We start from the raw sequence: 25643 nt of genomic DNA, 5'->3' as shown, positions 1-25643 counted from the left end.
GCGCAATTCTCCGCCGCCCCTGGGCGGCTCCGAATTTACGGCGCAAAGGCGCCGCCCCATCTGCGATGGGGCCCCACCTACGACAGGAGCGTATCTATGCCTGATTACCGTCTCGGTGTCCTGGGCGGCATGGGCCCCCAGGCCACCAACACCTTCTATCAATTTGTCATCGACCGCACCGACGCCGCCACCGACCAGGAGCATGTCAACGCCCTGATCCTCTCCGACAGCGGCATGCCCGACCGCACCGGAGCCATTCTGGGCACCCAGGAGGCGCGCCGGGCGGTCTTTCAGCGTCTTTTGGCCGACGCCCGGCTGCTGGAGGGGGCGGGCTGCACCGTCATCGCCGTCCCCTGCAACACCTCACACTTCTTCCTGGACGATGTGCAAAAGGAGATCTCCATCCCCATCCTCCACATGATCCGGGAGACCGCCAAGGCCCTCCACGCCCAGGGCCGCACCCGGCCGGGCATCCTGGCCACCGACGGCACCATCCAGACGGGGCTGTACCAGAAGGAGTTCGCCGCCTTGGGCATCCAGGCGGTGGTGCCCACCCCCGCCGCCCAGAAACTGGTCATGTCCCTCATCTACGACGACGTGAAGGCGGGCCGGGACGGCGACCCCCAGAAATTTGCCGCCGTCCACCGGGACCTGGTGGCCCAGGGCTGTGACTGCGGGGTGCTGGCCTGCACCGAGCTGTCCGTCTTCGCCGATAAGCACCACCTGCCCCCCTTCTACACCGACGCCATGGCCGTGCTGGCCGAGCGGGCGGTAGAGGCCTGCGGCAAGCCCCTGCGCACCATCTTCATGAAATAAACCATTTTATATTTACAATAACGAGGTGACTTCCCATGGACCTGACCCTTCACACCCTGGGGGACTATCTCCGTCTGCTGGAGAAGGACGGCCTGCTGGCCGCCCCCGTCCCCGACGCCCTGGACCTGTCCGCTTTGGTCCCTCTGGTGTCCTACGACTCTCGGCTGGTGGTCCCCGGCACCCTGTTTCTCTGCAAGGGGGCCCACTTCCGCCCGGAGTTTCTCACTCAGGCCCAGACCCTGGGGGCCGCCGCCTACGTCAGTGAGCAGGCCTATCCCCAGGTGGACCTGCCCTGCATCCTGGTCTCCGACATGCGCCGCACCATCGCCCCCCTGGCCGACCTCTACTACAACCACCCCTCCGGGGACGTGAAGGTCATCGGTATCACAGGCACCAAGGGCAAGTCCTCCACCGCCTACTATTTGAAGTATATTCTGGACGAGTACCGCGCCGGGCAGGGGAAGGGGGAGACGGGAATCATCTCCTCCATCGACACCTACGACGGAGTGGACCGCTTCGAGTCCCACCTCACCACCCCCGAGCCCCTGGAGCTGCAACGCCACTTCGCCAACGCCCGGGAGGCGGGACTGGAGTACCTGACCATGGAGGTGTCCAGCCAGGCTCTGAAGTACCACCGCACCCTGTGCACCGACTTTGCCGCCGCCTGCTTTTTGAACATCGGCCTGGACCACATCTCGCCCATCGAGCACCCCGACTTTGAGGACTACTTCTCCTCCAAGCTGAAGATCTTCGCCCAGGGGAAGGTGTGCTGCGTCAATCTGGACTGCGACCACGCCCAGCGCATCCTCCAGGCCGCCCGGGACACGGGCAAGCCGGTGATCACCTTTTCCCAAAAAGATGAGAGCGCCGACGTCTACGCCTCCCAGGTCCACAAGCGGGGGGACGACATCCTCTTCCGGGTGCGCACCCGCCGCTTCCTCCGCCAGTTCCGGCTGACCATGCCGGGGCTGTTCAATGTGGAAAATGCCCTGGCCGCCATCGCCGTGTGCGAGGGGCTGTCCATCCCCGAAAGCTGCGTCTATGTGGGCCTGATGAAGGCCCGGGTGCCCGGCCGGATGGAGGTCTACTCCAACGCCGACAACACCGTCACCGCCATTGTGGACTATGCCCACAACCGCATGTCCTTTGAAACCCTCTTCCGCTCCGTCCAGGCCGAGTACCCCGGTCGGCGCATCGTCACCGTCTTCGGCTGTCCCGGCCTGAAGGCCCTGGACCGGCGGCAGGATCTGGGGGAGGTGTCGGGGAAGTACTCCGACCTGGTTGTCCTCACCGAGGAGGACTCGGGGGAGGAGGACACCCGGTCCATCTGCCAGGAGATCGCCCAGTACGTGGCGGCGGCGGGCTGTGAATACTCCATCGAGCCCAACCGGGGCGAGGCCATCCGCCAGGCCATTCTGGGCTGTTCGGAGCCATCCGTCCTCCTTATCACCGGCAAGGGTGCGGAGACCCGCCAGAAGCGGGGCACTCAGTATATCGACACCCCTTCCGATGTAGACTATGTCCACACCTTCCTCCAGGAGTACGACGTCAAACACGGCCTGGACGGCCTGGAGAAAGTGCGCTCCCTGCTCTCCCTGCTGCCCGTGCTCAACCGGGCGGAGGGCCAGACGGTGGTGGTGAAGTACGGCGGCTCCGCCATCGGGGCCCAGGCCGAGGCCGACACCGCCCTTCAGGACGTGGCCGCCCTGCGGATGGTGGGGGTCCGGGTGGTGCTGGTCCACGGGGGCGGCAAGCACATCACCGCCATGCTCAAGAAGCAGCAGGTGGAGACCCGCTTTGTGGGCGGCTACCGCTACACCGACGACGCCGCCCTGGAGTGCGCCGAGCTGGCCCTGTCCGCCCAGGTAAACAAGGGCATTGTCCAGGAGCTGGCCAAGCTGGAGGTGTCCGCCGTGGGCATCTCGGGCAAGGACGGCGGCCTTATCACCGCCGGCATCAAGGACCCCAACCTGGGCCGGGTGGGGGAGATCCGCCGGGTGGACCCCAAGGTGGTCAACACCCTTCTGGACGCCGGATTTTTACCCGTCATCTCCCCGGTGGCCCTGGGGGAGGACGGCGGCACCCTCAACTGCAATGCCGACGACGCCGCCCAGGCGGTGGCCGAGGCCATGGGGGCGGATAAGCTCATCTTCCTCACCGATATTCCGGGGGTGCTCATCGACAGCCACAACACCAAGACCGCCATCTCCCACATGGACGTGAAACGGGCGGAGGAGCTCATGGACACCGGTCTCATCGCCGGAGGCATGGTCCCCAAGGTCCGGGGCTGCGTCCACGCCATCCGGGCCGGAGTGGGCTCGGTGTCCATCCTGGACGGCCGGGTGGAGCATGCCCTCCTTCTGGAGATGCTGGGCCAGCGGTTCCAGGGCACCACCATCACTGGGTGAAGGGTCCCGTTGGGATGTGTTTTGGTTGTGGATTCTTTTCTTGAAAGAAAAGAATCAAAAGAACGTTAGAAAAAAGGATGGCTGATTGAATCAGCCATCCTTTTTTATCCATATGGGAAATTAATAGGCCATCTTCTCCTCCAGCCAGGCCTTCAGCTGGCTGATGGGTACCCGGACCTGGTCCATGGTGTCACGGTCCCGGATGGTGACGGCGTGGTCGGCCTCCTCAGTGTCGCTGCCCACGGTCTGGAAGTCCACGGTGATGCAGTAGGGGGTGCCGATCTCGTCCTGGCGGCGGTAGCGCTTGCCGATGGAGCCGGCGTCGTCGTAGTCCACCATGAAGTACTTGGACAGCTCGCTCTGGATCTCACGGGCCTTGTCGCCCAGCTTCTTGCTCAGGGGCAGCACGGCGCACTTGTAGGGGGCCAGAGCGGGGTGGAGGCGCAGGACGGTGCGCACATCGTTCTTGGCCTCGTCCACCACTTCCTCGTCGTAGGCGTCCACCAGGAAGGCCAGGGTCACCCGGTCGGCGCCCAGGGAGGGCTCCACCACGTAGGGGATATAGTGCTCGTTGGCCTCCTGGTCGAAGTAGGTCATGTCCTTGCCGGAGGTGTTCTGGTGGGCGGTCAGGTCAAAGTTGGTGCGGGAGGCCACGCCCCACAGCTCGCCCCAGCCGAAGGGGAAGACGAACTCAAAGTCGGTGGTGGCGTTGGAGTAGTGGCTGAGCTCCTCGGGCTCATGATCCCGCAGGCGAAGGTTTTCATCCTTGATGCCCAGGCCCAGCAGCCAGTCGTGGCAGAACTTCTTCCAGTAGGAGAACCACTCCAGCTCGGTGCCCGGCTTGCAGAAGAACTCCAGCTCCATCTGCTCGAACTCCCGGGTGCGGAAGGTGAAGTTGCCCGGGGTGATCTCATTGCGGAAGGACTTGCCCACCTGGCACACGCCGAAGGGCAGCTTCCGGCGGGTGGTGCGCTGGACGTTCTGGAAGTTGACAAAGATGCCCTGGGCGGTCTCGGGACGCAGGTACACGGTGTTCTTGGCGTCCTCGGTGACACCCTGGAAGGTCTTGAACATCAGGTTAAACTGGCGGATGTCCGTCCAGTTGTGCTTGCCGCAGGTGGGGCAGGGGATGTTGTGCTCCTCCACAAAGGCCTTCATCTCCGCCTGGCTCATGGCGTCCACGCTGTGGCCCAGGTCGAAGTTGTTCTCCTGGCACCAGTCCTCAATGACCTTGTCGGCGCGGAAGCGCTCCTTGCACTCCTTACAGTCCATCAGAGGATCGGAGAAGCCGCCCACGTGGCCGGAGGCCACCCACACCTGGGGATTCATCAGGATGGCGGCGTCCAGCCCTACGTTGTAGGGGTTCTCCTGGACGAACTTCTTCCACCAGGCCTTCTTCACGTTGTTCTTCAGCTCCACACCCAGGGGGCCGTAGTCCCAGGTGTTGGCCAGGCCGCCGTAGATCTCGCTGCCGGAGAAGATAAAGCCCCGGCCTTTGCACAGATTTACGATCTTCTCCATGGTCTTTTCCGTGTTCTTCATGTTTCCAGCTCCTTCTCGTCTTGAATTGTGACTCAGGGCATAAAAAACGCCCTGAGCCTTTTGGGCTCAGGGCGAACAAATAACATGTCCGTGGTTCCACCTGAATTCGCGTATGGTGTACGCGCACTTCCTTCCCGGTAACGGCGGGGACCGGCGGGCCATTTCCTGCCCGCGCTCCAGGACGCCTTTCCCACCATGCCCTCGGAGGATTTGCACCGGCCATCCTCTCTCTTGCGCCCCGGCACGAGGTACTGTTTCCTGTCATCGCTGTGCCCAACATTCTATTACACACACAGCCCCCTTGTCAAGGCCCAGGCGGCGGATTTTTCCCCATTCCCAGTGGAAAAGGGGAGCTGTCTTTTCTTTTTTTTTAAAGTATGGTATAATCTGCGTAAAATTTGCCCGGGAGATTTTCCCGGGAAGGGAAGAGGAAGTTCGAAACCATGAACCACCTGCTGCAGATCCTCCGCCTGCCCAAGGGCTCGGAGGAGCGCTACTCCACCGCCCACACCGTCTGGCTGGCGGTGTCGCTCAACGGCCTGGGCTGCTGCATCGGCCTTCTGGCCCTGCTCTATGCCGCCACCGCCTACCTCAAGCTCAACGGCCTGGCCATGTTCTACTCCTACCTCACCCACCCCCTCATTCTGTTTTTGAACCTGCTGCCCCCTGTGCTCATCCTCTGGCTGGTCTACTTTCTCACCCGCCGGGCCTGGGCGGGCTTTCTGGTCAGCTTCTGTACCGTGGTGGGGCTGTCCATGGTCAACTATTTTAAAATCCGCCTGCGCTCCGACCCCCTCCTGGCCGGGGATCTGCGTCTGGCCGCCGAGGCGGGGGGCATTGTGGGGGGCTACTCCCTGGATGTGACCTGGCTGACCTGGTTCACCCTGTTCTGTCTGGTGGCTGGGCTGCTTTTTGCCATCTTCCTTATGCCCAACGGCCTGCGGGGCTGGCGGGAGCGGACCTTTGGGGCCCTGTCCTGCCTGGCCCTTATGGGGGTGGCTCTGCCGGTGCTCTTTCTCAGCCCCGTCCACTACGACGAGACAGAGAACAACCGCTTTATCAACCAGTGGTCCGACGTGGAGGTCTACCTGTCCAAGGGCTGTATCTACCCCTTTCTCTACTCGCTGTGGGATGTCTTTCCCACCCCCCCTCCGGGGTACGAGGAGGCCGCTGCCGCCCAGCTGCTGGGGTCCTATACCGATGCAGATATTCCCCCGGAACAGCAGGTGTCGGTGATGGGCATTATGCTGGAGGCCTTCTGTGACCTCACCGACTTCCCCGCTCTGGGGGACCACCCGGAGGTGGCCAAGGTGTACGAGCCCTGGCACCAGCTGGAGGAGCAGTCGGTGAGCGGCGATTTGCTCACCAACATCTTCGCCGGCGGGACGGTGGACAGCGAGTGGGCCTTCCTCACCGGCTACACCGACCACGAGGAGTTCCGGAAAAACACCGACTCCTATGTGTGGTACTTCCAGGACCAGGGCTACCACACCACATTCAGCCATCCAGGCTACGGCTGGTTCTATAACCGGCAGAACGTGGTGGAGTACCTGGGCTTTGAGGACAGCTGGTTCACCGAGAACCGCTACGGGGAGCTGGTGGACCCCACCTCTGCCATCTATAACTCCGACCACATCCTGGTGGAGGAGCTCTTGGAACAGCTGAAGGCAGACATTTCCCAGGGTCCCTGCTTCTCCTTTGCCGTGTCCTACCAGAACCACGGCCCCTATGAGACCACCTTCACCTCCGCGGTGGAATATCTCACCCCCGCCTCCACCGGCTACACCGCTGAGACCTGCAACATTTGGAACAACTACCTTAAAGGGGTAAAGGACACCATCGACGCCATGACCGGCCTGGTGGAAGGGCTGGAACAGCTGGAGGAGCCGGTGGTGCTGGTCCTCTTCGGGGACCACAAGCCCTGGGGTGGCAACGGCAACTCCGCTTACGCCCAGCTGGGGGTGGACTTTGACGTGTCCACCGTCCAGGGCTTTTACGACTACTACTCCACTCCCTATCTCATCTGGGCCAACTCCGCGGCCCGGGAGACCTTAGGCAACGACTTTGTGGGGGAGGGCGGGGACTTCTCCCCCTGCTTCCTCATGACGGAGCTCTTCGACCAGTGCTCCTGGGAGGGCCCTGCTTTCATGCAGCTCTCCCGCCAGCTTCGGGACATCACCCCTCTGGTCCACGTTCAGGATCTCTTCTGGCAGGACGGCTCCCTCACCGATCACCTGTCTGAGGGGAAAGAAACCTTCCTCAGCGCCTTCCTGGGTGCCCAATATTACCGGGAAATGGAAATAATTCCCGGAAATTAGTCACATTTTGCACAGGTTTTTCCACAAAGAATCCCCGCAGGCTTGTTACAGGCCTGCGGGGATTGTTCGTTGTACGGGATTTGGCAGATTATCTCAGGTAATTGAGGGGGTTAACTGCACTGCCGTTGACGCGGACCTCAAAGTGACAGTGGGTGCCGGTGGACCGGCCGGTGCTGCCCGCCTTGGCAATGGTCTGACCCTTATACACCTTGTCGCCGGCGGAGACCAGCAGGGAGGAGTTATGGGCGTAATAGGTCTGGGTGCCATTGTCGTGGGTGATAATCACCAGGTAGCCATAGGAGCCCTTGTACCCGGCGAAGGTGACCCGTCCGCCGTCGGCGGCCTTGATGGAAGCTCCATAGGAGCAGGAGATATCCAAGCCGGAGTGGTAGCTGTAGCTGCCGAAGATATACCGTCCGCCGAAGTAGGAGGTAATCCGCCCGGAAATGGGCCAGGAGAAGCTGCCGGTGGAGGCGGTCTTGGGCTTTTCCTTGGTGCCGATAGCCTTCACTGTGGTGGTGGGCTCCCGGAGGGTGGTGGAGGAGAGCACGGTGCGCTCCTTCTCGTAGCCGTTGACATAGGTGACGTCGGCCTCGATCTGGGCCTCGCCCTCCACGCCCTGGGTGAGGATTTTGGAGGTACCCTTGTACATGGAGCTGTCCTCCACCTCTTCCACCGGGCACTCAATGGCCTGGGTGTACACCTGGTGCTCGGTGGTCTGCACCGACAAAACGGGAATTAGTTCTTTGACGTTGAGCACGTCGCCGATCATCAGGCGGTTAATGTCCACATCGGGGTTGAGGGCCTTCAGGTCGCTCACCGACATGTCATTGGCGTAGGCGATGGCGTTGAAGGTGTCTCCCTTCACCACGGTGTAGGTGGTCTCGCCGGTGGAGTTGGCCTCCAGAGCCTGGCGCATTTCGTCGGTGGTGAGCAGGTTTTCGGCGGCGTAGACGTAGTCCATGGACACGTCCTCCACAAATTCCGCCGAGGTGGTGTTCTCGTTGACGTACTGGTTTTTCAGCTCCTCCAGCATCTCGTTGAGGGCGTCCTCATCCTTCACCACGCCAATCACCTGGCCGCCCACGCTCACCTGGCACTGCCGCAGGTGGACACTGGCCTCATCCAGCTGGCCGTAGAAAAAGTTTTGGATATCGGAGTCCTGAGTGATGTCACTTTTTAAGGTGAGGGCGAACTGATATTCCACATCCCCCTTCACCTGGTAGTCATAGCCCAGCAGGGAGGTGCCTGCCGACTCCACCTGGTCGATGGCGTTTTCCACCACCCCCTGGTCGGCCACCACGCCCACCGGCTCCCCGTCCAAGGTGACGGCATAGCTGGGGGTGTACAGGGTGGTCAGGGTGAGGGCCACACCCAGGGCTGCGGCGATTCCCAAAAAGGTGGCCGGTCCCACCGCCCGCTGCACCGCCAGAGCGCCGTGGGTGATGTGGGCTGCCCGGCGCAGGTGGATGCGGGCCCACTCCCGAAAAATCTTCCAGTCCTGAACCACTTGCTTCCGGCGGTCCTCCCAGGCCTGGCGGTCAAACTGGAACCGGGGCGAGGTTTTTTCCTGATTCATTTGTTCCGGCTGGGGAGTCAAATCCTCCTCCGCCATCGGATGCAAAATATGTTCCATAGACGCCTCTTTCATCTCTTGCTGGCTTCTGGGGAAAAAATAACAATTCATACAAAAGGGTTACAAATTGGTAACAACGTTACTATACACGCTTTCCCGGCCTGCGTCAACCCTTTTCCTGGCTTTGGCTGGATATTTGTTGGAAAATCAAATGAAATTTTTACCCAAGCCCCATTTTTCTATATGTTGTGCCCCATACCGGCGGGGGAGGGGACCGCCCACAAAAAACAGAAGACCGCCCCACCGGAGTCTAACCAGTAGGGCGGTAAATTCGTCGAAATCACAAAGACTGCTCAGGCAATAAGTACCCGTAGAGTAAAGGTGAGGGTCATGGCCAGCACCCCCAGGCTGCACCACAGGTCCAGCAGGGCGGGCAGAGACCGGCGGCGGCGGGGACGGTGCTCCCGGGGGGCCCAGGGGCCCTGGACCACCGGATCCTCCTTCCAATCCCGGGGCTGAGGGGCTAAGCTCCCCTCCTCTTCCAGCTCCAGACGGCGGCGGTAGTCCTCCAAATTCACCACCTTCTCCGGCCGGCTGGTGATGTTCGCGGTGGTACAATAGATGGTCTGCATGGTGTGTTCCCTCCCACTTTGGTCTGTTTTCCCCAGTTTATTCCCCAAAATGTCCCAAAAACCGGACCATTGCGGCCCCCCGTTCTGGGAACGAATGTTCTAACGTTAAATTACAACATACGTTCGATTTTGTCAAGAGGGATTCGAACATTTTTTCGACCTTTTTTGCCCCTGGGGGAGCCGTTTCAGGCAAATCGGGTTTTTTTGTGGAAAGACGTTGCGTTTTTGTGAGAAAAGGGGTATAATACCACGTCTGTATGGGAAATTCAAAGATTTGAGGTGCGAAAACGTGCGCAACGAAAAGCTAAGAAATGTAGCCATCATCGCTCACGTCGACCACGGCAAGACTACCCTGGTGGACGAGATGCTCAAGCAGTCGGGCGTCTACCGGGAGAACCAGGCTGTGGTGGAGCGCGTGATGGATTCCAATGACCTGGAGCGGGAGCGCGGCATCACCATCCTGGCCAAGAACACCGCCGTGGAGTACAACGGCGTGAAGATCAACATCGTGGACACCCCGGGCCACGCCGACTTCGGCGGCGAGGTGGAGCGCATTCTGAAGATGGTCAACGGCGTCATCCTGCTGGTGGACGCCGCCGAGGGCCCCATGCCCCAGACCCGGTTCGTGCTGTCCAAGGCTCTGGAGCTGGGCCACCGGGTAATTGTGGTGGTCAACAAGATCGACCGTCCCGACCAGCGGGTGTATGAGGTTATCGACGAGGTGTTGGAGCTGCTCATGGACCTGAACGCCACCGACGAGCAGTTGGACAGCCCCATGCTCTTCTGCTCCGGCCGGCAGGGCACCGCCTCGGTGCAGCCTGACGTGGCGGGCAGCGACCTGAAGCCCCTGTTCGATACCATCCTGGAGTATATTCCCGCCCCCGAGGCGGATTTGGACGCCCCCTTCCAGATGCTGGTGTCCTCCATCGATTACAATGAGTTCGTGGGCCGCATCGCCATCGGCCGCATTGAGCGGGGCACCATCAAGCAGAACCAGGAGATCGCGGTGTGCAACTACCACGACCCCGACGCTGCCCCCAAGAAGGCCAAGGCGACCGCCCTGTACGAGTTTGATGGCCTGGCCAAGGTCCCGGTTCAGCAGTCCACCGCCGGCAATATTATTGCCATGAGCGGCATTGGGGACATCACCATCGGCGACACCATCTGTGTCCCCGACTGTGTGGAGCCCATGGAGTTTGTCAAGATCTCCGCCCCCACCATCGAGATGACCTTCTCCGTCAACGACTCTCCCTTTGCCGGCCGGGAGGGCAAGTTTGTCACCAGCCGTCAACTGCGGGAGCGGCTGTTCCGGGAGACGTTGAAGGACGTGTCCCTGCGGGTGACTGAGGTGGAAAATTCCACCGACTCCTTCAATGTGGCGGGCCGGGGCGAAATGTCCCTGTCCATCCTCATTGAGACCATGCGCCGAGAGGGCTATGAGCTCCAGGTTTCGCCCCCCCGCGTGCTCTATCAGGAGATCGACGGGGTGAAGTGCGAGCCCATTGAGCGCCTGGTGGTAGATGTGCCTGCCGACTGCGTGGGCCCGGTCATGGAGAAGATCGGTTCCCGGAAGGGCGATCTGGTGGAGATGACCCCCGTGGGCAGCCGGATGAAGGTGGAGTTTTTGGTGCCTTCCCGCGGCCTGTTCGGCTACCGCAATGAGTTCTTGACGGATACCAAGGGCGAGGGCATCATGGCCTCCGTCTTTGATAGCTATCAGCCCATGAAGGGTGAGATCCAGCGCCGGAACACCGGCTCCCTGGTGGCTTTCGAGACCGGCGAGGCGGTAACCTACGGTCTGTTCAACGCCCAGGAGCGCGGCCAGCTGTTCATCGGCGCGGGCACTCCCGTGTATGCCGGTATGATCGTGGGCGTGTCCCCCAAGCAGGAGGACATTTCCGTCAACGTGTGCAAGAAAAAGCAGCTGACCAACATGCGTGCTTCCGGCTCTGATGACGCCCTGCGTCTGACCACTCCCCGGCAGATGTCTCTGGAGCAGTGTCTGGAATTTCTGGCCGACGACGAGCTGTTGGAGTGCACGCCGGAGAATCTCCGCCTGCGCAAGCGGATTCTGGACCACGGCGAGCGGATGCGGATTGCCTCTAAGAAAAAAGGTTAATTCTTAGGAAAATGGGAAACTCCCCGTATTTTGCGTCATGCAGAATACAGGGAGTTTTTATATTACGGTTCGTTCTGGGAAATAAATTGTTCTTCTGCCTGCTGTTGGGCCCGACGCAAAATTTCTTCTGCCTGACCATAATTTTTTCGATTCTAATGCCTGCATAGCATCTGTGATTTGATTAAACAAGGTAAAATATGGCTTTTTATACTCATCCAACTCAGTCACCACCTTTTGTTTATGGTAGCATACATTTCTATTTATTGCAATTCATTTGTATTGCATACGTAATTCATTTATATGTGTACACTAACCATGGTGATGCACATGAGAAAGTTTAAAATTCCAAATGATCCGCCCACCACATCAAAGAGTATTCGCTTTCCAAATGATGTCATTGAAGAAGTAGAGCAGGCCATTCGAGGAACAAACTGTACCTTTAGCGCCTTTGTTATCGAAGCTGTCCGCGTAGCCTTGGAAAACTTAAAAGAAGAAGAAACTTGACCCCCGAGCCGCTTGGTTCGAGGGTCTTTTTATTTGCCTGTGGGCGGGGCGGGGGTTGGGGATATTTCGCCCTCCGGGGCGAGTAACTTTCTGGCCGGCCAGAAAGTCACCAAAGAGCCGTCAAAGGGGAGAGAGGTTTCGATTCCTCTCTCCCCTTTGAAATCCCCTCTCACACAAACGACCAATCAGGGGGGACTGCGGTCCCCCCTATTGGATGTACCCCCCGGAAAAGGGACCGCTCAATCAAAATGAAGTGCTTTGATAAAATGCATGCTTAGAAGGTAAAATACAATTCGTTCTGATTATTTTCTTTTAACAGCTCTAGTTTTTGACTTACTGTCTTGTAAATGAAAGGAACAATGAACGAAAAAGGCGGCCTTCGGCCGCCGTTACGCATCGGGTGGTAGCTGCTTTCCCCGGGGGTACATCCAATAGGGGGGCCGAAGCCCCCCCTGATTGGTCGTTTTAAGGGGATAGGATTTTCAAGGGAAGGGGGAAATCGAAATCCCCCTTCCCTTGAACGCATCTTTGGTGACTTTCTGGGCGCCCAGAAAGTCACTCGCCCCGGAGGGCGAAACATCCCCAATCCCCGTCCCGCCCGCAGGCGAAATATCCCCAACCTGCATGCGAAAAATCCCCCGCCCCCAGGCGGCCGAAAATCAATCTCTTCTCACCGGGCCAATAATTTCTTCATGCCCTCCTCCAATCCATCCACCGTCAGGGGGAACATGGGGATGAGGCGGGCAATGTCGTCGTAGGTCTGGGACCAATATTGCCCCCATTGGGGCCGCTGGCTGGGGTTGAGCCAAATGCAGCCGGGGTAGCGGCCGCGGAATAATTTTAAATAATCCATCCCACATTGGGGACCGTCGCTGCGCCCGCTGCCGTAATAGCCTCCCATCAGCTCGTAGGGGGCCATCTGAGCATCTCCCACGAAGATAATCTTCCAGTCGGTGGCAATGTTGGAGAGTACCCAGTCCGTGGTCACCGAGTCCCGGGAGAGGAGCATGGGGTCCTTGTAGAGCCGCCCATACACGCAGTTGTGGAAGTAGTAGACCCGCAGGTCCTTAAAGTGGCCCGACTTGCTCACCGCCTGGAACAAAGCAGAGCACAGCTGGGAGTAGTAGTCCATGGAGCCGCCGGAGTCCATGAGAAGGAGAACCTTCACCGTATTCTCCCGGGGCCGCTTGTACCGCACCTTTAACATCCCCGCATTGTCGGCGGTGTCCTTGATGGTGTTGTCCACATCGAACTCGGTAGGGGGGAGGTCCACCAATCCGGAGAACTGCCGCAGTTTCCGCAGGGCCACCTGGAATTGGCGGGTGTCCAGGGTGTTGTCCCGGCGGAAGTCCCGAAATTTCCGCTCGCCTGCCACCCGGAAGGCCCGCTTGTACATGGACTGGCCGCCCACCCGGATGCCCTTGGGGGCCAGACCGGAGTTGCCGAAGGTGGACATGCCGTGGGTCCCCACCCAGTAGCTGCCTCCGTTGTGCTCCTCGTTTTGCTCCTCCATGCGCTCTTTGAGCATCCGCTCGATCTCTTCCTCGCTGAGCCCCAGGGCCCGGAGGGCCGCCGCCTCGTCATAGTTGGCGTAGTCGTTGAGCACGTCGGGCCGGTTCAGCCAGTCCATCAGCTCCTGGGATACCTCCTGCTGGAAGGGCACGTCTTTAAAATATTCCAAAAAACAGCGGTCAAACCGGTCAAAATCCGCCTCACTCTTCACCAGCAGGCACCGACACAGGTGGTAAAACCCGGTGAAGCTGGCCCCGTGAAGATTCTTTTCCAACCCCTCCATCAGGGCCATCCACTCGGTGAGAGAGACTTTTAACCCATTTTTCCGCAGCAGATAGAGAAAATCCTCAAACATGGTGCTTCCTTTCCCATCCACAGTTTCCTACATTTCTTTTACCCGACCGGACCACAGACAAGAGACCGATGGGGTTCTAAACAAAAATCCAGTCCAAAGAGAAGCCGTGGAAGTTCTTTTTGCGTCCTTTTTCTTTCAAGAAAAAGGACTTCACCGCCAGGTGCGGCGCAGGGCGTCCATGTCCTCGTTCTTCTTCAGCAGCACCCCCAGGTAGGGCACCTCCTTGACCACCCGTTTGGGGTCCACACCCCCGTGGACCAGGGCCTGGATCCAGTCGATGATCTCACTGGTGGAGGGCTTTTTCTTGATCTGGGGCAGCTGGCGAATCTTATAAAAGGCCTCCAGCACCTGGGTGAGGAGCTTGTCGTCCAGGTCGGGGAAGTGGACCCGGACGATCTGGGCCATCAGCTCCTTATCCGGGAAGGCGATATAGTGGAACACACACCGGCGCAGAAAGGCGTCGGGCAGCTCCTTCTCGGCATTGGAGGTGATGATGACCACCGGGCGGTGGTTGGCCTTCACCGTCCGGCCTGTCTCGGGGATGTGGAACTCCATCCGGTCCAGCTCCCACAGCAGGTCGTTGGGGAACTCCAGGTCCGCCTTGTCAATCTCGTCGATGAGCAAAATCACCTGCTCCTCGTCGGTAAAGGCCTCGCCCAGCTTGCCCAGCTTCACGTACTGCTCCACATTATCCACATTTTTTCCGCCGAACTGGCTGTCATAAAGCCGCTGGACCACGTCGTAGACATACAGGCCGTCCTGGGCCTTGGTGGTGGACTTGATGTTCCAGATGATCAGCTTTTTCCCCAGGGCCTGGGCAATGGCCTCAGCCAGCATGGTCTTTCCCGTGCCCGGCTCCCCCTTGATGAGCAGGGGCTTTTGGAGCACCATGGCAATATTCACCGCCTGGAGCAGCTCCTGGTCGGCCACATAATTCTGACTTCCGTGAAATTCCTTCATCGTTTTGCGATCCTTCCCGGCCCCGAGGGCCTTTTTAAACTCATGCTCCGAATTGTATAATTTTTTACCCCAAATTGCAACCCTTTCCCCTTGTTTTTCAAAATACAGCCCTACTTCACATCAAAACCGGACCGGGAAAACTCTCTTCCCGGTCCGGCTTCTTTCTTCCACAGGTGTTACTGAAAACGCTTGCTCTGCTCCACAGCCAGCTGGTCACAGCGGTTGTTGTAGGGGTTCTCTGCGTGGCCCTTGACCCAGTGGAGATTCACCTGGTGGCGCTCACACAGGTCCAGCAGCTTTCCCCACAGGTCGGGGTTGAGGGCGGGCTTTTTATCGCTCTTCACCCAGCCCCGGGCCCGCCAGCCCTTGGCCCAGCCCTTGCCCAGGCCGTCAATGACGTACTTGGAGTCGGAGTAGAGCTCCACGATACAGGGCTCGGTGAGGGCCTCCAGGGCGGTGATGACCCCGGTGAGCTCCATGCGGTTGTTGGTGGTCTGCTTTTCGCCCCCGGACAGCTCCTTCTTGTGGGCGCCGTACATGAGGATGGCCCCCCAGCCCCCGGGGCCGGGGTTGCCGGAGCAGGCTCCGTCGGTGTAGATGGTGACAGTTTTCATGGTCAGATTCCTTTTTTGGTGTGGTTCCCTCCGTTACAGGCGGGAGAGGATCTCCTGGCGCTTCTCCTCATACTCCTTCTGGGTGATGAGTCCGGCTTTTTTCAGAGTCTCCAGCTGCTCCAGCCGCCCCTTGGCGTCCAGGGCGGTGGAGGGGATGTGGTCGTGGTCCTCCGGGGCGGGGGAGGAGGACTCCTCCTTGGTGACCTCGTCCATGAGGCCCACGATGGTCTCCTCCTCCACTCCCGTCTCCACGTCATAGCCCACCCGCTGGGCAAAGCCGTTTTTGGAGAACAGGTTGATGAGCCCCGTCACCATGGCAAAGCCGCCCATGGCCAAAAAAGGCAGGCTGAACAGAAAAGAAATGGGCATGATCTGTCCAATGGCGACACACACAAATACAAATCCAAAGATGGCCTGGACCGCGCCCCCCATCCTTCGGGTGGCCCGGGCGGGTCCGGTGGGCTGGTACTGGACGGTAAACCGTCCCCGTCTTCTCCGGCTCATGGCCTCTCCTCCTGTCCTAATTGTATTTTATTTCGGTATTATTCCTCTTCGGACTTAGCTTCTTCCTGGGGATCGTCGGTCGCGTCCATCTCCGGCTCCTGGGCGGGAAGTTCTTCCCCCTCGGGCTCCTGGGGCTGCTGGGTGTCGGCAGTCTCCTCCCGGTCAGCCAGGGCCAGGGAGATCACCTGGTCTCCCTCCTCCTTGAAGCGCATGACGATGACACCCTGGGTGGCCCGACCCGCCATGCGGATGGCGTCCACATGGGTGCGGATGAGGATGCCCGCCTGGGTGACCAGGAGCAGATCCTCGCTGCCGTCCACCACTTTGATGCCCACGATCTTACCGGTCTTCTCGGTGACCATGTAGTTCTTGATGCCCAAGCCGCCCCGGTTGGTGATGCGGTACTCCTCCACGGGGGTGCGCTTGCCGTAGCCCTTCTCGGTGATGGTGAGGACGGACTTGCCGGCGGTGGCCCGGGCGGCCCCTACCACATAGTCTCCCTCCCGCAGGCGGATGCCACGGATGCCCACGGCCTCCCGGCCCATGGGCCGGACGTCGTTCTCGTCGAAGCAGAGGGCCTGTCCGTCGTGGGTGGCGATGAGGATCTTCTTGGTGCCGTCGGTCTCCCGCACGGAGATGAGCTCATCCCCCTCCTCCAGGCGCAGGGCCCGGATGCCGCTGGAGCGGATATTTTTCAGGGTGGTGACGGGCAGGCGCTTGACGGTACCGTTGCGGGTGACCATGACCAGGAAGAGGTTCTCGTTATCCAGCTGGCGGGTGTGGATCATGGTCTGGATGCGCTCGCCGCTTTCCACCTGGAGGATGTTGACGATATTGGTGCCCTTGGCGGTCTTGCCGCTCTCGGGGATCTGGTAGCCCTTCTTGCGGTAGACCTTGCCGGTGTCGGTGAAGAAGAAGAGGTAGTCGTGGGTGGAGGCGGTGAACACGTCCACCACGCAGTCCTCCTCCCGGGTGGTGATGCCCTTCTTGCCCATGCCCCCCTTGGACTGGGCGGCGTACTCACTGGCGGGGGTGCGCTTGATGTAGCCCGCCTGGGTGAGAGTGAAGACGCACTGCTCCTCCTCGATGAGGTCCTCGATGTCGATCTCGTCCTCCACATCCTGGATCTCGGTGACGCGCTCGTCGCCGTACTTGTCCCGGATGGCGATGAGCTCGTCCTTCAGCACGCCCCGGAGCATGCCCTCGTCGGAGAGCAGCTGGTTGAAGTAGGCGATGCGCTCCTCCAGCTCCTTGTACTCCGCCTCCAGCTTCTCCCGGTTCAGGCCCTGGAGGGCGATCAGGCGCATGTCGCAGATGGCCTGGGCCTGGACGTCGTCCAGCTGAAAGCGCTCCATGAGGCGGTCCTTGGCGTTGTCGTAGCTGGTGCGGATGATGCGGATGACCTCGTCGATGTTGTCCTGGGCCACCAGCAGGCCTTCCAGCAGATGGGCCCGCTCCTGGGCCTTTTTCAGGTCATAGCGGGTGCGGCGGATGATGACCTGCTCCTGGTAGGCGATGTACTCGTCCAGAATGTGGCGCAGGGAGAGGATCTTGGGCTGGAGCTTGCCGTTGACCTCCACCAGGGCCAGCATGTTGATGGCGAAGGTGGTTTGCAGCTGGGTCTGGGCAAAGAGGCGGTTGAGGACCACCTGGGGATTGGCGTCCCGCTTGAGCTCGATGACGATACGCATGCCGTTGCGGTCGGACTCGTCCCGAATGTCGGAGATGCCCTCCAGCCGCTTGTCCTCCACCTGGTCGGCCATACTCTTGATGAGCATGCGCTTATTCACCTGGTAGGGGATCTCGGTGATGACGATGCGGGTGCGGTCCTTGCCGAACTCCTCAAACTCGTGGCGGGCCCGGACCATAATCCGACCCCGTCCGGTGGCGTAGGCCGCCCGGATGCCGCTGCGGCCCATGATAATTCCCTTGGTGGGGAAGTCGGGACCCTTCACGTGCTCCATCAGGTCGCCCAGGGTGGCGTTGGGGTCGTCCAGGACGCAGATGGTGGCGTTGATGACCTCCTTGAGGTTGTGGGGCGGGATGTTGGTGGCCATGCCCACGGCGATGCCGGAGGAGCCGTTGACCAGCAGGTTGGGGAAGCGGGAGGGGAGGACCTTGGGCTCCTTCCGGGTCTCGTCAAAGTTGGGGTCCCAGTCCACGGTGTCCTTCTCAATGTCCCGGAGCATCTCGTTGGAAATTTTGCTCAGCCGGGCCTCGGTGTAACGGTAGGCGGCCGGGGGGTCGCCATCCACGGAGCCGAAGTTGCCGTGGCCGTCCACCAGCATGTAGCGCATGGAGAAATCCTGAGCCAGACGGACCAGGGCGTCATAGACGGAGGCGTCGCCGTGGGGATGGTAGCGGCCCAGCACGTCGCCCACGCAGGTGGCCGACTTCTTAAAGGGCTTGTCGGAGGTGAGGTTGTCCTCATACATGGCGTAGAGGATGCGCCGGTGGACCGGCTTTAAGCCGTCCCGCACGTCGGGCAGGGCCCGGCCCACGATGACGGACATGGCATATTCGATGTAGGATTTCTCCATCTCCGGCACCAGGGGGGAGTTGACAATGATCTGGTTGGGATAGCGAATCTCCTCCGGATCGTATTGGGGTTTCTTGGACATGGGTGAAATTGCCTCCTTACATGGGGATATCAGCCCGCCTGGAGCAGCTCATCCAGCTGAGCCTGGGCGGCACTTGGGTCAAAGGTGAAGGTGTAGCTGTCAGGGGATGCGGCCTGGAGCTGGTAGAAGGTGTCCCGCCAAATCCGGGCCCGGCTCCCCGCCCACAGCACCCCACGCAGGGTGCCCGAGGTCATGACCCGGTCCTGCTGGGAGAGGGTGAGGTCGGAGATGGGGTAGATGGCCATCACATTCATCCGTTCCACCTGCTCCTGAGCGGCGGTTACATAGGCGTCCACCAGCCCCTGGTCCTCGGGGAGGGGGAGCTGGCTTTTTAACACCCGGGCCAGGTTCTGCACCTCTGCCTGCCAGGCGTCCGCCCGGCAGCCGGCTACCGCGTCCAGCACGGCGGTGGGGCCGTCGCTGTCCACCCCGTCATAAAAGGTGTCGATGGGATTTTCCTCCTCCTGGTCGCTCCCGGTCTGGGCGCTGTCCTCCTGGGAGGGCTGCTGGGTCTGGCTCTGGAGCTGCTCCTCCAGGGCGGCCTTCTCCTCCTCCATCTGGGACAACTGCTGCTCCAGGCGACTGTTTTCTGCCTGGAGGGACTCCAGCTCCCCGCCGCTCTCCTTGCCGCAGGCGGTGAGGGCCAGGGTCAGGGCAGCCATGCAGAGCAGGGCTGAGATCACTTTTCTCATAGGTTCTCCTTAATAGTCCAGATTCACGGCGTACTTGGCGTTCTTCTCAATGAACTCCTTCCGGGGCTCCACCTTTTCCCCCATGAGGATGTTGAAGGTGGCATCGGCGGCCACGGCGTCGTCCAGCTCGATGCGCCGCAGGGTACGCTTCTCCGGGTCCATGGTGGTCTCCCACAGCTCGTGGGGGTTCATCTCGCCCAGACCCTTAAACCGAGAGATATCCACCTTGGCGTTGGGGTTGTCCCCCCGGAGCTCAGCGGAGATTTTATCCCGTTCCTCGTCGGAGAAGGCCACCCGGGTAGTCTTGCCCCGGGTGAGCTTGTAGAGGGGGGGCACGGCGGAGTAGACGTAGCCCTCCTCAATGAGGGGGCGCATAAAGCGGAAGAAGAAGGTCAAAAGGAGGGTGCGGATGTGGGCGCCGTCCACGTCGGCATCGGCCATGATAATGACCTTGTGGTAGCGCAGCCTGGAGGAGTCGAACTCCTCCCCGATGCCCGCCCCCAGGGCGGTGATGACGGGCTGGAGCTTGTCGTTGCCGTAGACCTTGTCCGCCCGGGCCTTCTCCACGTTGAGCATCTTGCCCCACAGGGGGAGGATGGCCTGGAAGCGGGAATCCCGGCCCTGGGTGGCCGAGCCGCCGGCGGAGTCGCCCTCGACAATGTACAGCTCGGTGAGCTCGGGGTTATTTTCGTTGCAGTCCCGCAGCTTGTCGGGCATGGCAGCCCCGCCCAGGGCAGTCTTCCGGCGAATGGACTCCCGGGCCTTCCGGGCGGCTTCCCGGGCCCGGTTGGCGGTGAGGGCCTTATCCAGAATGGCCCGGCCCACCGCCGGATTCTCCTCCAGGTAGGTCTCCAGCTTCTCGGAGACAATGGCGTTGACCAGGGTGCGCATCTCGCTGTTGCCCAGCTTGGCCTTGGTCTGGCCCTCAAACTGGGCCTCGGTGAGTTTCACAGAGATGACCACGGTGAGGCCCTCCCGGCAGTCCTCGCCGGAGACCTTCTCGTCGTCCTTCAGCAGCTTAATTTTCCGTCCGTAGGCGTTGAGCACGTTGGTCAGGGCCCGCTTAAAGCCCTCCTCGTGCATGCCGCCCTCGGGGGTATGGACGTTGTTGGCGAAGGAGACCATGATCTCGTTGTAGCCGTCGTTATACTGCATGGCCACCTCAGCCATGGAGTCCTCCTTGGCCCCGGACATGTAGATGACCTCGGGGTGGAGGGGGTCCTTGTTCCGGTTGATGAAGGTGACAAACTCCCGGATGCCCCCCTCATAGCACATGTCGTCCTCCTGCTCCTGGCCGGGACGCAGGTCCACGGTCTGGATGCGCAGGCCGGCGTTGAGGAAGGCCTCCTCCCGCATGCGGGTGTGGAGGGTCTCGTAGTTATACTCCAGGGTGTCGAACATCGACCGGTCGGGCTTGAAGGTGACGGTGGTGCCGGTGTGATCGGTGCGGCCCACCACCTTCATTTCCTGGGTAATCTTGCCCCGGGCAAACTTCATCTCATAAATTTCCCCGTTTTTGTGGACCTGGACCTCCAGCCACTCGGAGAGGGCGTTGACCACGCTGGCGCCCACGCCGTGGAGGCCGCCGGACACCTTGTATCCGCCGCCGCCGAACTTGCCGCCGGCGTGGAGGACGGTAAAGACCACCTCCAGAGCGGGCCGGCCGGTCTGGGGCTGGATGTCCACGGGGATACCGCGGCCGTTGTCGGTAACGGTGATGGTGTTTCCCGGGTTGATGGTGACGGTGATGTCGGTGCAGTAGCCGGCCAGGGCCTCATCGATGGAGTTGTCCACGATCTCATACACCAGGTGGTGAAGACCGGACTCCGAGGTGGAGCCGATGTACATGCCCGGGCGCTTGCGCACCGCCTCCAGGCCCTCCAGGACCTGGATCTCCGAGCCGCCGTATTCGTGGTCCACCTGGGTGGAGCTCAGTTCATTCAGTTCTTCAGACATAGTTTACCTCCGGATCAGTTGGGAGTGGAGATTGGAGAGGGAAGAGAGGGTGGTTCTTCCTTCTCCACTCTCCGCTCCTTGGGTTGTTTACTTACGATATCAGGTTCTGCTCCAGCCGCCGGGAGAGGGCGGCGGAGGACAGCTGGGAGAGGTAGACGGTGGGGGGCTCTCCCTGCCGGCCCACCACCACGAAGGACCGGGGCAGATCATCCCCCAGCCACACCGCTCTCCCTTCGGCCTCGGCCCGTTCCAAAAACTCCCGGGTTTTAAAGGCCCAGCTGGCGTTATCCAAATCAAAGATGCCTAAAATTTCCCGGTGGGGCACCACCACCGATTGGCCCAGATGGAGATACATGAAACTTCCTCCTCACACCAGCCGTCCGCCCTGGATGTGGAAGGCCCTGCCTCCCTCCAGGCCGTGGAGTTTTTCCTCCTCACAGCAGGTGATGAATACCTGTCCCCCCTGGATGCGGTTCAATACAAAGGATTGCCGCTTTCCGTCCAACTCAGACAGCACGTCGTCCAGCAGCAGCACCGGCCACTCCCCGGTCTCCTCCTGAAAGATCTCCCGCTGAGCCAGCTTCAGGGACAGGGCCGCCGTCCGGGTCTGGCCCTGGGAGCCGTAGACCTTGGCGGGGGCGCCGTCGATGGTCACCAGCAGGTCGTCCTTGTGGGGGCCGGAGAGACACTGCCGGCTGTCCAGCTCCGCCTGGCGGTGGGCCTGCTGGTGGTCCAGCAGGTGGGTTAAAATTTCCCGGGGCGTTTTCAACGGGTCGGCCACCGTGGACACCGTCTGGTACTCCAGCCCCAGCGCTTCCCGCCCGCCGGAGAAGTCGGCGTGGATGGCGGGGGCGTGCTCCGAAAGGCGGCGGATAAAGTGGGCCCGGTAATGGATGAGGATGGCCCCCGTCTGGGCCAGGCGCAGGTTGAAGTCGTCCAGGGTCTGGAGGAGGGAGGGATTTTCCGGCCAGTCCCGTAAAATCCGAGTCTTGTGGTCGTACAGGCGGTTATACTCCCCCAGAGCGGCGGCGTACCGGGGCCGCAGCTGACAGATGGCGCTGTCCAGAAACTTTCGCCGGGCCGCGCCCCCCTCCCGGATGAGGTACAGATCCTCGGGACAAAACAGCACAGTGGTGAGGATGCCCGCCAGCTCCCCGGCGGTCTTCAGCCGCACTCCGTTGGAGAACAGCTGCTTGCCCCGACCCCGGAAGAGCTTGGCCTCCAGGGTGAAGGTCCGTTCCCGGCTGTCCACCTCCCCCTTTACAAAGGCGGAGTCCACCCCCAGCATGATGAGCTCCCGGTCGTACCGGGAACGGTGGGAGCGGGCGGTGGACAGGTAGGCGATGGCCTCCAGCAGGTTGGTCTTGCCCTGGGCGTTGTCTCCGTAAATGAGGTTCACCCTGGGGTCAAAGGAGGCCTCCAGGTGGGGGTAGTTGCGAAAAAAGTCCAGCTCCAGGCTGCGGAGCATCATGTGACCACCAGCTCCGTCTCCCCGTCAATGGCCGCCCGGTCGCCGGGGCGCAGCTTCTTGCCCCGCATGGTACACACCTCGCCGTTGACGGTGACCCGGCCCTCCTGGATGATGAGCTTGGCGTCGCCCCCCGTCTCCACCGCCCCGGCAAATTTCAGCAGGTCCTGGAGCTTGATAAATTCGGTGTGGATTTTAATTTCATTGCTTTCCATAATACCCTCGGCTTTCTCAGTTGGCCTTCAGCCGCACGGGCAGGACCATATAGACGAATTTCTCCTCCCCCTCGGCGGGCAGGATGACGCAGGGGGCCACCCCGGAGGTGAACTCCAGGCGCAGCTTGTCGGCGGGGGCGTTTTTCAGGGCGTCCATCAGATATTTGTTGTTGAAGCCGATCTCCAATCCCTCTCCGTCCCCTTTAATGGGGCACTGGTCAGCGGCGTCGCCAATGGCGGTTTTGGTGGTGATGGACACCATTCCATCCCCAAAGACGCAGCGCAGGGGGCTTTTCAGCTTTTCACTGATGATGAGGGAGACGCGCTCAATGGAGGAGAGGAGGGCGCGGGTGTCGCACTCCACCTTGATGGTGTTGTTCCGGGGGATGGCGTTGCGGTAGGGGAGGAACTCTCCCTCCAGGCGGCGGCAGACCAGGACGATCTCTCCGGTCTGGAACATGACGTGGCGGGCGCCCTGGGTGACGGTGATGTTCTCCTCCCCGGAGCAAATTTTTTCCACCTCGCTGAGGGCGGAGCCGGGAACTACGAAGGAAAAGTTTTCCAGTCCCTTCTTTTCCACAACCTCCTCCCGGCGCAGGGCCAGGCGGTAGCCGTCCACCGAAACCACAGTGAGGCTATTTCCTTCCACATCAAAGAGGGAACCGGTGTGCACGGGGCGGCTCTCGTTGTCGCTGACGGCAAAGAGGGTCTGGGAGATCATGGAGCGGAGGGTGGGCTGGGGCAGGGTGAGGGAATTTTGCTGGTCCACGGTGGGCAGTTCGGGGAACTCCTCTGGATCGGTGCCCAGGATGTTGAACTGGGACAGGCCGCACTGGATGTTGACCATATATCCGTTGGAGGAGAAAACCACCACATCGTCGGGCATTTTCCGCACGATCTCCCCAAACAGCCGGGCGGAGAGCACCAGGGAGCCCCGCTGGGTAATTTCGGCGGGGACGGTGGCCTGAATACCGGTTTCCAGGTTGTAGCCGGTGAGGCGGAGCTGGGCTCCCGCCTCCACCAGGATCCCTTCCATGGCCGGAATGGAGCTCTTGGCGGCAACTGCCCGGGAGGTGACTGCCACGGCGGCGGAGAGCAGGGCCTTTTCACAGGAAAATTTCATGGGGATTCCTCCAGTCTCTCTCCCTAAACCGGGGAGAGGTTCGGTATAAATTTAGTAATAACAGCCGTAGGCGAAAAAAATGTGGAAAGTCGGAAAAAACCTTACAGCCCCAAGGGACAAAGCGTCAACAGGGGGTGTGGAGAAAAAACAGCCACTTTCCACAGGGGAAAATATGGAGGGCTGTTTTCCACATTTGTCAACAAACATTCCACAAATAAGTGTGGAAAGATTACTCGTACCGGATATTGATGTTCGCGGTGATATCCTTAATGATCTCCGCCTTCTCCGGGTCGTTTTTGGCCAGGTCCTCGATGCGCTCGATGGAGTGGAGGACAGTGGTGTGGTCCCGGCCCTCAAACTCCTTGCCGATTTCCTTCAGAGACAGGTTGGTCATCCGGCGGATGAGGTACATGGCGATCTGGCGGGCCATGGAGATATCCTTGGCCCGGCCCTGGCCCCGGAGGATGGAGGGCTCAATGTTATAGAACTTGCACACCTCGTCGATGATCACGTCGGCGGTGGGCACGATGTCCGACTTGTCCTTGAACATGTCCTTCACCGCCCGGACCACCGTCTCCTTGTCCACAGTGTCCCCCATCAGGTCCTGGTAGGCCATGATCTTGTTCACGGTGCCCTCGATCTGCCGCACGTTGGCGGTGATGTTCTCGGCGATGAGCTGCAGCAGGAACTCAGGCAGCTCCACACCCATGCGGATAGCCTTGTTTTTGATGATGGCCATGCGGGTTTCGTAGTCCGGGGGCTGAATGTCTGCCAATAGGCCCCACTCAAAGCGGGTTTTCAGACGGTCCTCCAGACGGAGCATCTCCTTGGGGGGGCGGTCGGAGGTGAAGACGATCTGCTTTTTCAGCTCGTAGAGGGTGTTGAAGGTGTGAAACATCTCCTCCTGGGTGGAGTCCCGACCGGCGATGAACTGCACGTCGTCCATGAGGAACACGTCAGCACCCCGGTATTTTTCCCGGAACTCAGAGTTGCGGCCCTCTCGGATGGCCTGGATGAGCTCGTTGGTGAAGGTGTCTCCCTTGATGTACACCACCTTGTAGTCGGGGTGGGCGGCGTGGATGGTGTGGGCGATGGCGTAGAGCAGGTGGGTCTTGCCCAGGCCGGACTCCCCGTAGATGAACAGGGGGTTGTAGCTCTGGCCCGGGTTGTCGGCCACCGCCCGGGCGGCGGCGTGGGCAAACTTGTTGGAGGAACCCACCACGAAGCGCTCAAAGGTATATTCCTCCGTACCGGGGAGAAAGTTGGTTTTCGCCGGTTTTTGGTAGGTGTCCAGCTCCCCTTCCGTGAGAACCACCACGTCCAGATCGGCGGAAAATAGCTCGTACAGGGCTTTTTGGATAAAGGGCACATACCGGGAGGCGATGATGTCCCGTTTAAAGCGGGTGGGGGAGTAGAGGACGAAGCGGTCCTCCTCCAGAGCCACGGCGGTGGCGTCGTCAAACCAGGTGTTGATGGTGGTGGAGGTCATCTCGGGCTGCATCAGCTCCACCACCTTGGACCAGATATCTGCGGCAGGATTCATGGGGCTCCTCCTTCAAAAAGGTTTCCGAACTTTCAAAGCGCCTTCTCCCACCCGGGGGTGGGGAAGGCGGCGGAGAGAGAACGGGACCGGACATTCGGTCCCGGGAAAATTGCAAAAATTCCTACCTATCATTATACCAAAAAACCGCCTGGGGGGCAAGAATTT

At 60.6% G+C, this 25643-nt stretch carries 20 protein-coding genes; 5 read left to right on the top strand and 15 right to left on the bottom strand.

Annotated features, from left to right (window positions below):
- Positions 1-96: 96 nt before the first annotated feature.
- Both B5E43_RS07630 and argB read left to right on the top strand, forming a co-directional pair.
- The gene (locus B5E43_RS07630; protein WP_087395308.1) at positions 97-816 is read left to right on the top strand and encodes an amino acid racemase; all 720 of its coding nucleotides are present in this window, start codon (positions 97-99) and stop codon (positions 814-816) included.
- A 35-nt stretch (positions 817-851) separates the two neighbouring features.
- Positions 852-3224, top strand: a complete 2373-nt coding sequence (gene argB, locus B5E43_RS07625; RefSeq protein ID WP_087395305.1) for an acetylglutamate kinase — start codon at positions 852-854, stop codon at positions 3222-3224.
- Between the two features lie 120 nt (positions 3225-3344).
- On the opposite strand, the gene B5E43_RS07620 is transcribed toward argB, so the two are convergent.
- Positions 3345-4766, bottom strand: a complete 1422-nt coding sequence (locus B5E43_RS07620) for a glycine--tRNA ligase (RefSeq protein WP_087395304.1) — start codon at positions 4764-4766, stop codon at positions 3345-3347.
- 443 nt (positions 4767-5209) lie between these two features.
- On the opposite strand from B5E43_RS07620, the gene B5E43_RS07615 reads away from it, so the two are divergent.
- Entirely contained in the window at positions 5210-7084 is a 1875-nt protein-coding gene (locus B5E43_RS07615) for an LTA synthase family protein (RefSeq protein WP_087395302.1), read from the top strand.
- An 88-nt stretch (positions 7085-7172) separates the two neighbouring features.
- Here B5E43_RS07615 and B5E43_RS07610 read toward each other — a convergent pair whose 3' ends face one another.
- Together B5E43_RS07610 and B5E43_RS07605 are read right to left on the bottom strand one after the other, a co-directional pair.
- Positions 7173-8720, bottom strand: coding sequence for a M23 family metallopeptidase (locus B5E43_RS07610; RefSeq protein WP_143382970.1), 1548 nt, complete (start codon positions 8718-8720; stop codon positions 7173-7175).
- Positions 8721-9013: 293 nt separating this feature from the next.
- Positions 9014-9292, bottom strand: coding sequence for a hypothetical protein (locus B5E43_RS07605; RefSeq protein WP_087395296.1), 279 nt, complete (start codon positions 9290-9292; stop codon positions 9014-9016).
- 289 nt (positions 9293-9581) lie between these two features.
- Between B5E43_RS07605 and typA the strand changes: the two genes are divergently transcribed.
- Positions 9582-11411 carry a translational GTPase TypA gene (gene typA, locus B5E43_RS07600; protein ID WP_087395293.1) on the top strand — a complete coding sequence of 610 codons (1830 nt, stop codon included), beginning with the start codon at positions 9582-9584 and terminating at the stop codon, positions 11409-11411.
- Between the two features lie 327 nt (positions 11412-11738).
- Positions 11739-11915, top strand: a complete 177-nt coding sequence (locus B5E43_RS15240; protein ID WP_164475081.1) for a YlcI/YnfO family protein — start codon at positions 11739-11741, stop codon at positions 11913-11915.
- 670 nt (positions 11916-12585) lie between these two features.
- Here B5E43_RS15240 and B5E43_RS07590 read toward each other — a convergent pair.
- The 12 genes from B5E43_RS07590 to dnaA all read right to left on the bottom strand — a co-directional run bounded on the left by B5E43_RS07590 (position 12586) and on the right by dnaA (position 25478).
- Entirely contained in the window at positions 12586-13782 is a 1197-nt protein-coding gene (locus B5E43_RS07590) for a VWA domain-containing protein (protein WP_087395287.1), read from the bottom strand.
- Positions 13783-13932: 150 nt separating this feature from the next.
- The gene (locus B5E43_RS07585) at positions 13933-14742 is read right to left on the bottom strand and encodes a MoxR family ATPase (RefSeq protein ID WP_087395284.1); all 810 of its coding nucleotides are present in this window, start codon (positions 14740-14742) and stop codon (positions 13933-13935) included.
- A 176-nt stretch (positions 14743-14918) separates the two neighbouring features.
- Positions 14919-15356 (bottom strand): ribonuclease HI, encoded by a 438-nt coding sequence (rnhA, locus tag B5E43_RS07580; RefSeq protein ID WP_087395281.1) that lies wholly within the window; start codon positions 15354-15356, stop codon positions 14919-14921.
- 33 nt (positions 15357-15389) lie between these two features.
- Complete coding sequence (locus tag B5E43_RS07575) at positions 15390-15860, bottom strand: SHOCT domain-containing protein (RefSeq protein ID WP_087395278.1); 471 nt, start codon at positions 15858-15860, stop codon at positions 15390-15392.
- A gap of 38 nt (positions 15861-15898) precedes the next feature.
- The gene (gene gyrA, locus B5E43_RS07570; RefSeq protein ID WP_087395275.1) at positions 15899-18481 is read right to left on the bottom strand and encodes a DNA gyrase subunit A; all 2583 of its coding nucleotides are present in this window, start codon (positions 18479-18481) and stop codon (positions 15899-15901) included.
- Between the two features lie 29 nt (positions 18482-18510).
- Positions 18511-19173, bottom strand: coding sequence for a hypothetical protein (locus tag B5E43_RS07565; protein ID WP_087395272.1), 663 nt, complete (start codon positions 19171-19173; stop codon positions 18511-18513).
- Between the two features lie 9 nt (positions 19174-19182).
- Positions 19183-21129: a DNA topoisomerase (ATP-hydrolyzing) subunit B gene (gene gyrB, locus B5E43_RS07560; RefSeq protein WP_087395269.1), complete on the bottom strand. Its 1947-nt coding sequence runs from the start codon at positions 21127-21129 to the stop codon at positions 19183-19185.
- Between the two features lie 91 nt (positions 21130-21220).
- Positions 21221-21484, bottom strand: a complete 264-nt coding sequence (locus B5E43_RS07555) for a DUF370 domain-containing protein (RefSeq protein WP_087395266.1) — start codon at positions 21482-21484, stop codon at positions 21221-21223.
- Between the two features lie 12 nt (positions 21485-21496).
- Positions 21497-22600 (bottom strand): DNA replication/repair protein RecF, encoded by a 1104-nt coding sequence (gene recF / locus B5E43_RS07550; RefSeq protein ID WP_087395263.1) that lies wholly within the window; start codon positions 22598-22600, stop codon positions 21497-21499.
- Positions 22597-22812, bottom strand: coding sequence for an RNA-binding S4 domain-containing protein (locus tag B5E43_RS07545; RefSeq protein WP_087395260.1), 216 nt, complete (start codon positions 22810-22812; stop codon positions 22597-22599). Before B5E43_RS07545 ends, recF begins: the two co-directional genes overlap by 4 nt.
- A gap of 16 nt (positions 22813-22828) precedes the next feature.
- Complete coding sequence (gene dnaN, locus B5E43_RS07540) at positions 22829-23935, bottom strand: DNA polymerase III subunit beta (protein ID WP_087395257.1); 1107 nt, start codon at positions 23933-23935, stop codon at positions 22829-22831.
- A gap of 229 nt (positions 23936-24164) precedes the next feature.
- Positions 24165-25478, bottom strand: a complete 1314-nt coding sequence (dnaA, locus tag B5E43_RS07535; protein ID WP_087395254.1) for a chromosomal replication initiator protein DnaA — start codon at positions 25476-25478, stop codon at positions 24165-24167.
- Positions 25479-25643: the final 165 nt, after the last annotated feature.

Origin of the sequence: Flavonifractor sp. An100, assembly GCF_002161175.1 — a bacterium.
Taxonomy (GTDB): domain Bacteria; phylum Bacillota; class Clostridia; order Oscillospirales; family Oscillospiraceae; genus Lawsonibacter.
The sequence above is the reverse complement of the archived record's forward strand: the minus strand, read 5'-3'. Positions and strand labels throughout refer to the sequence as shown.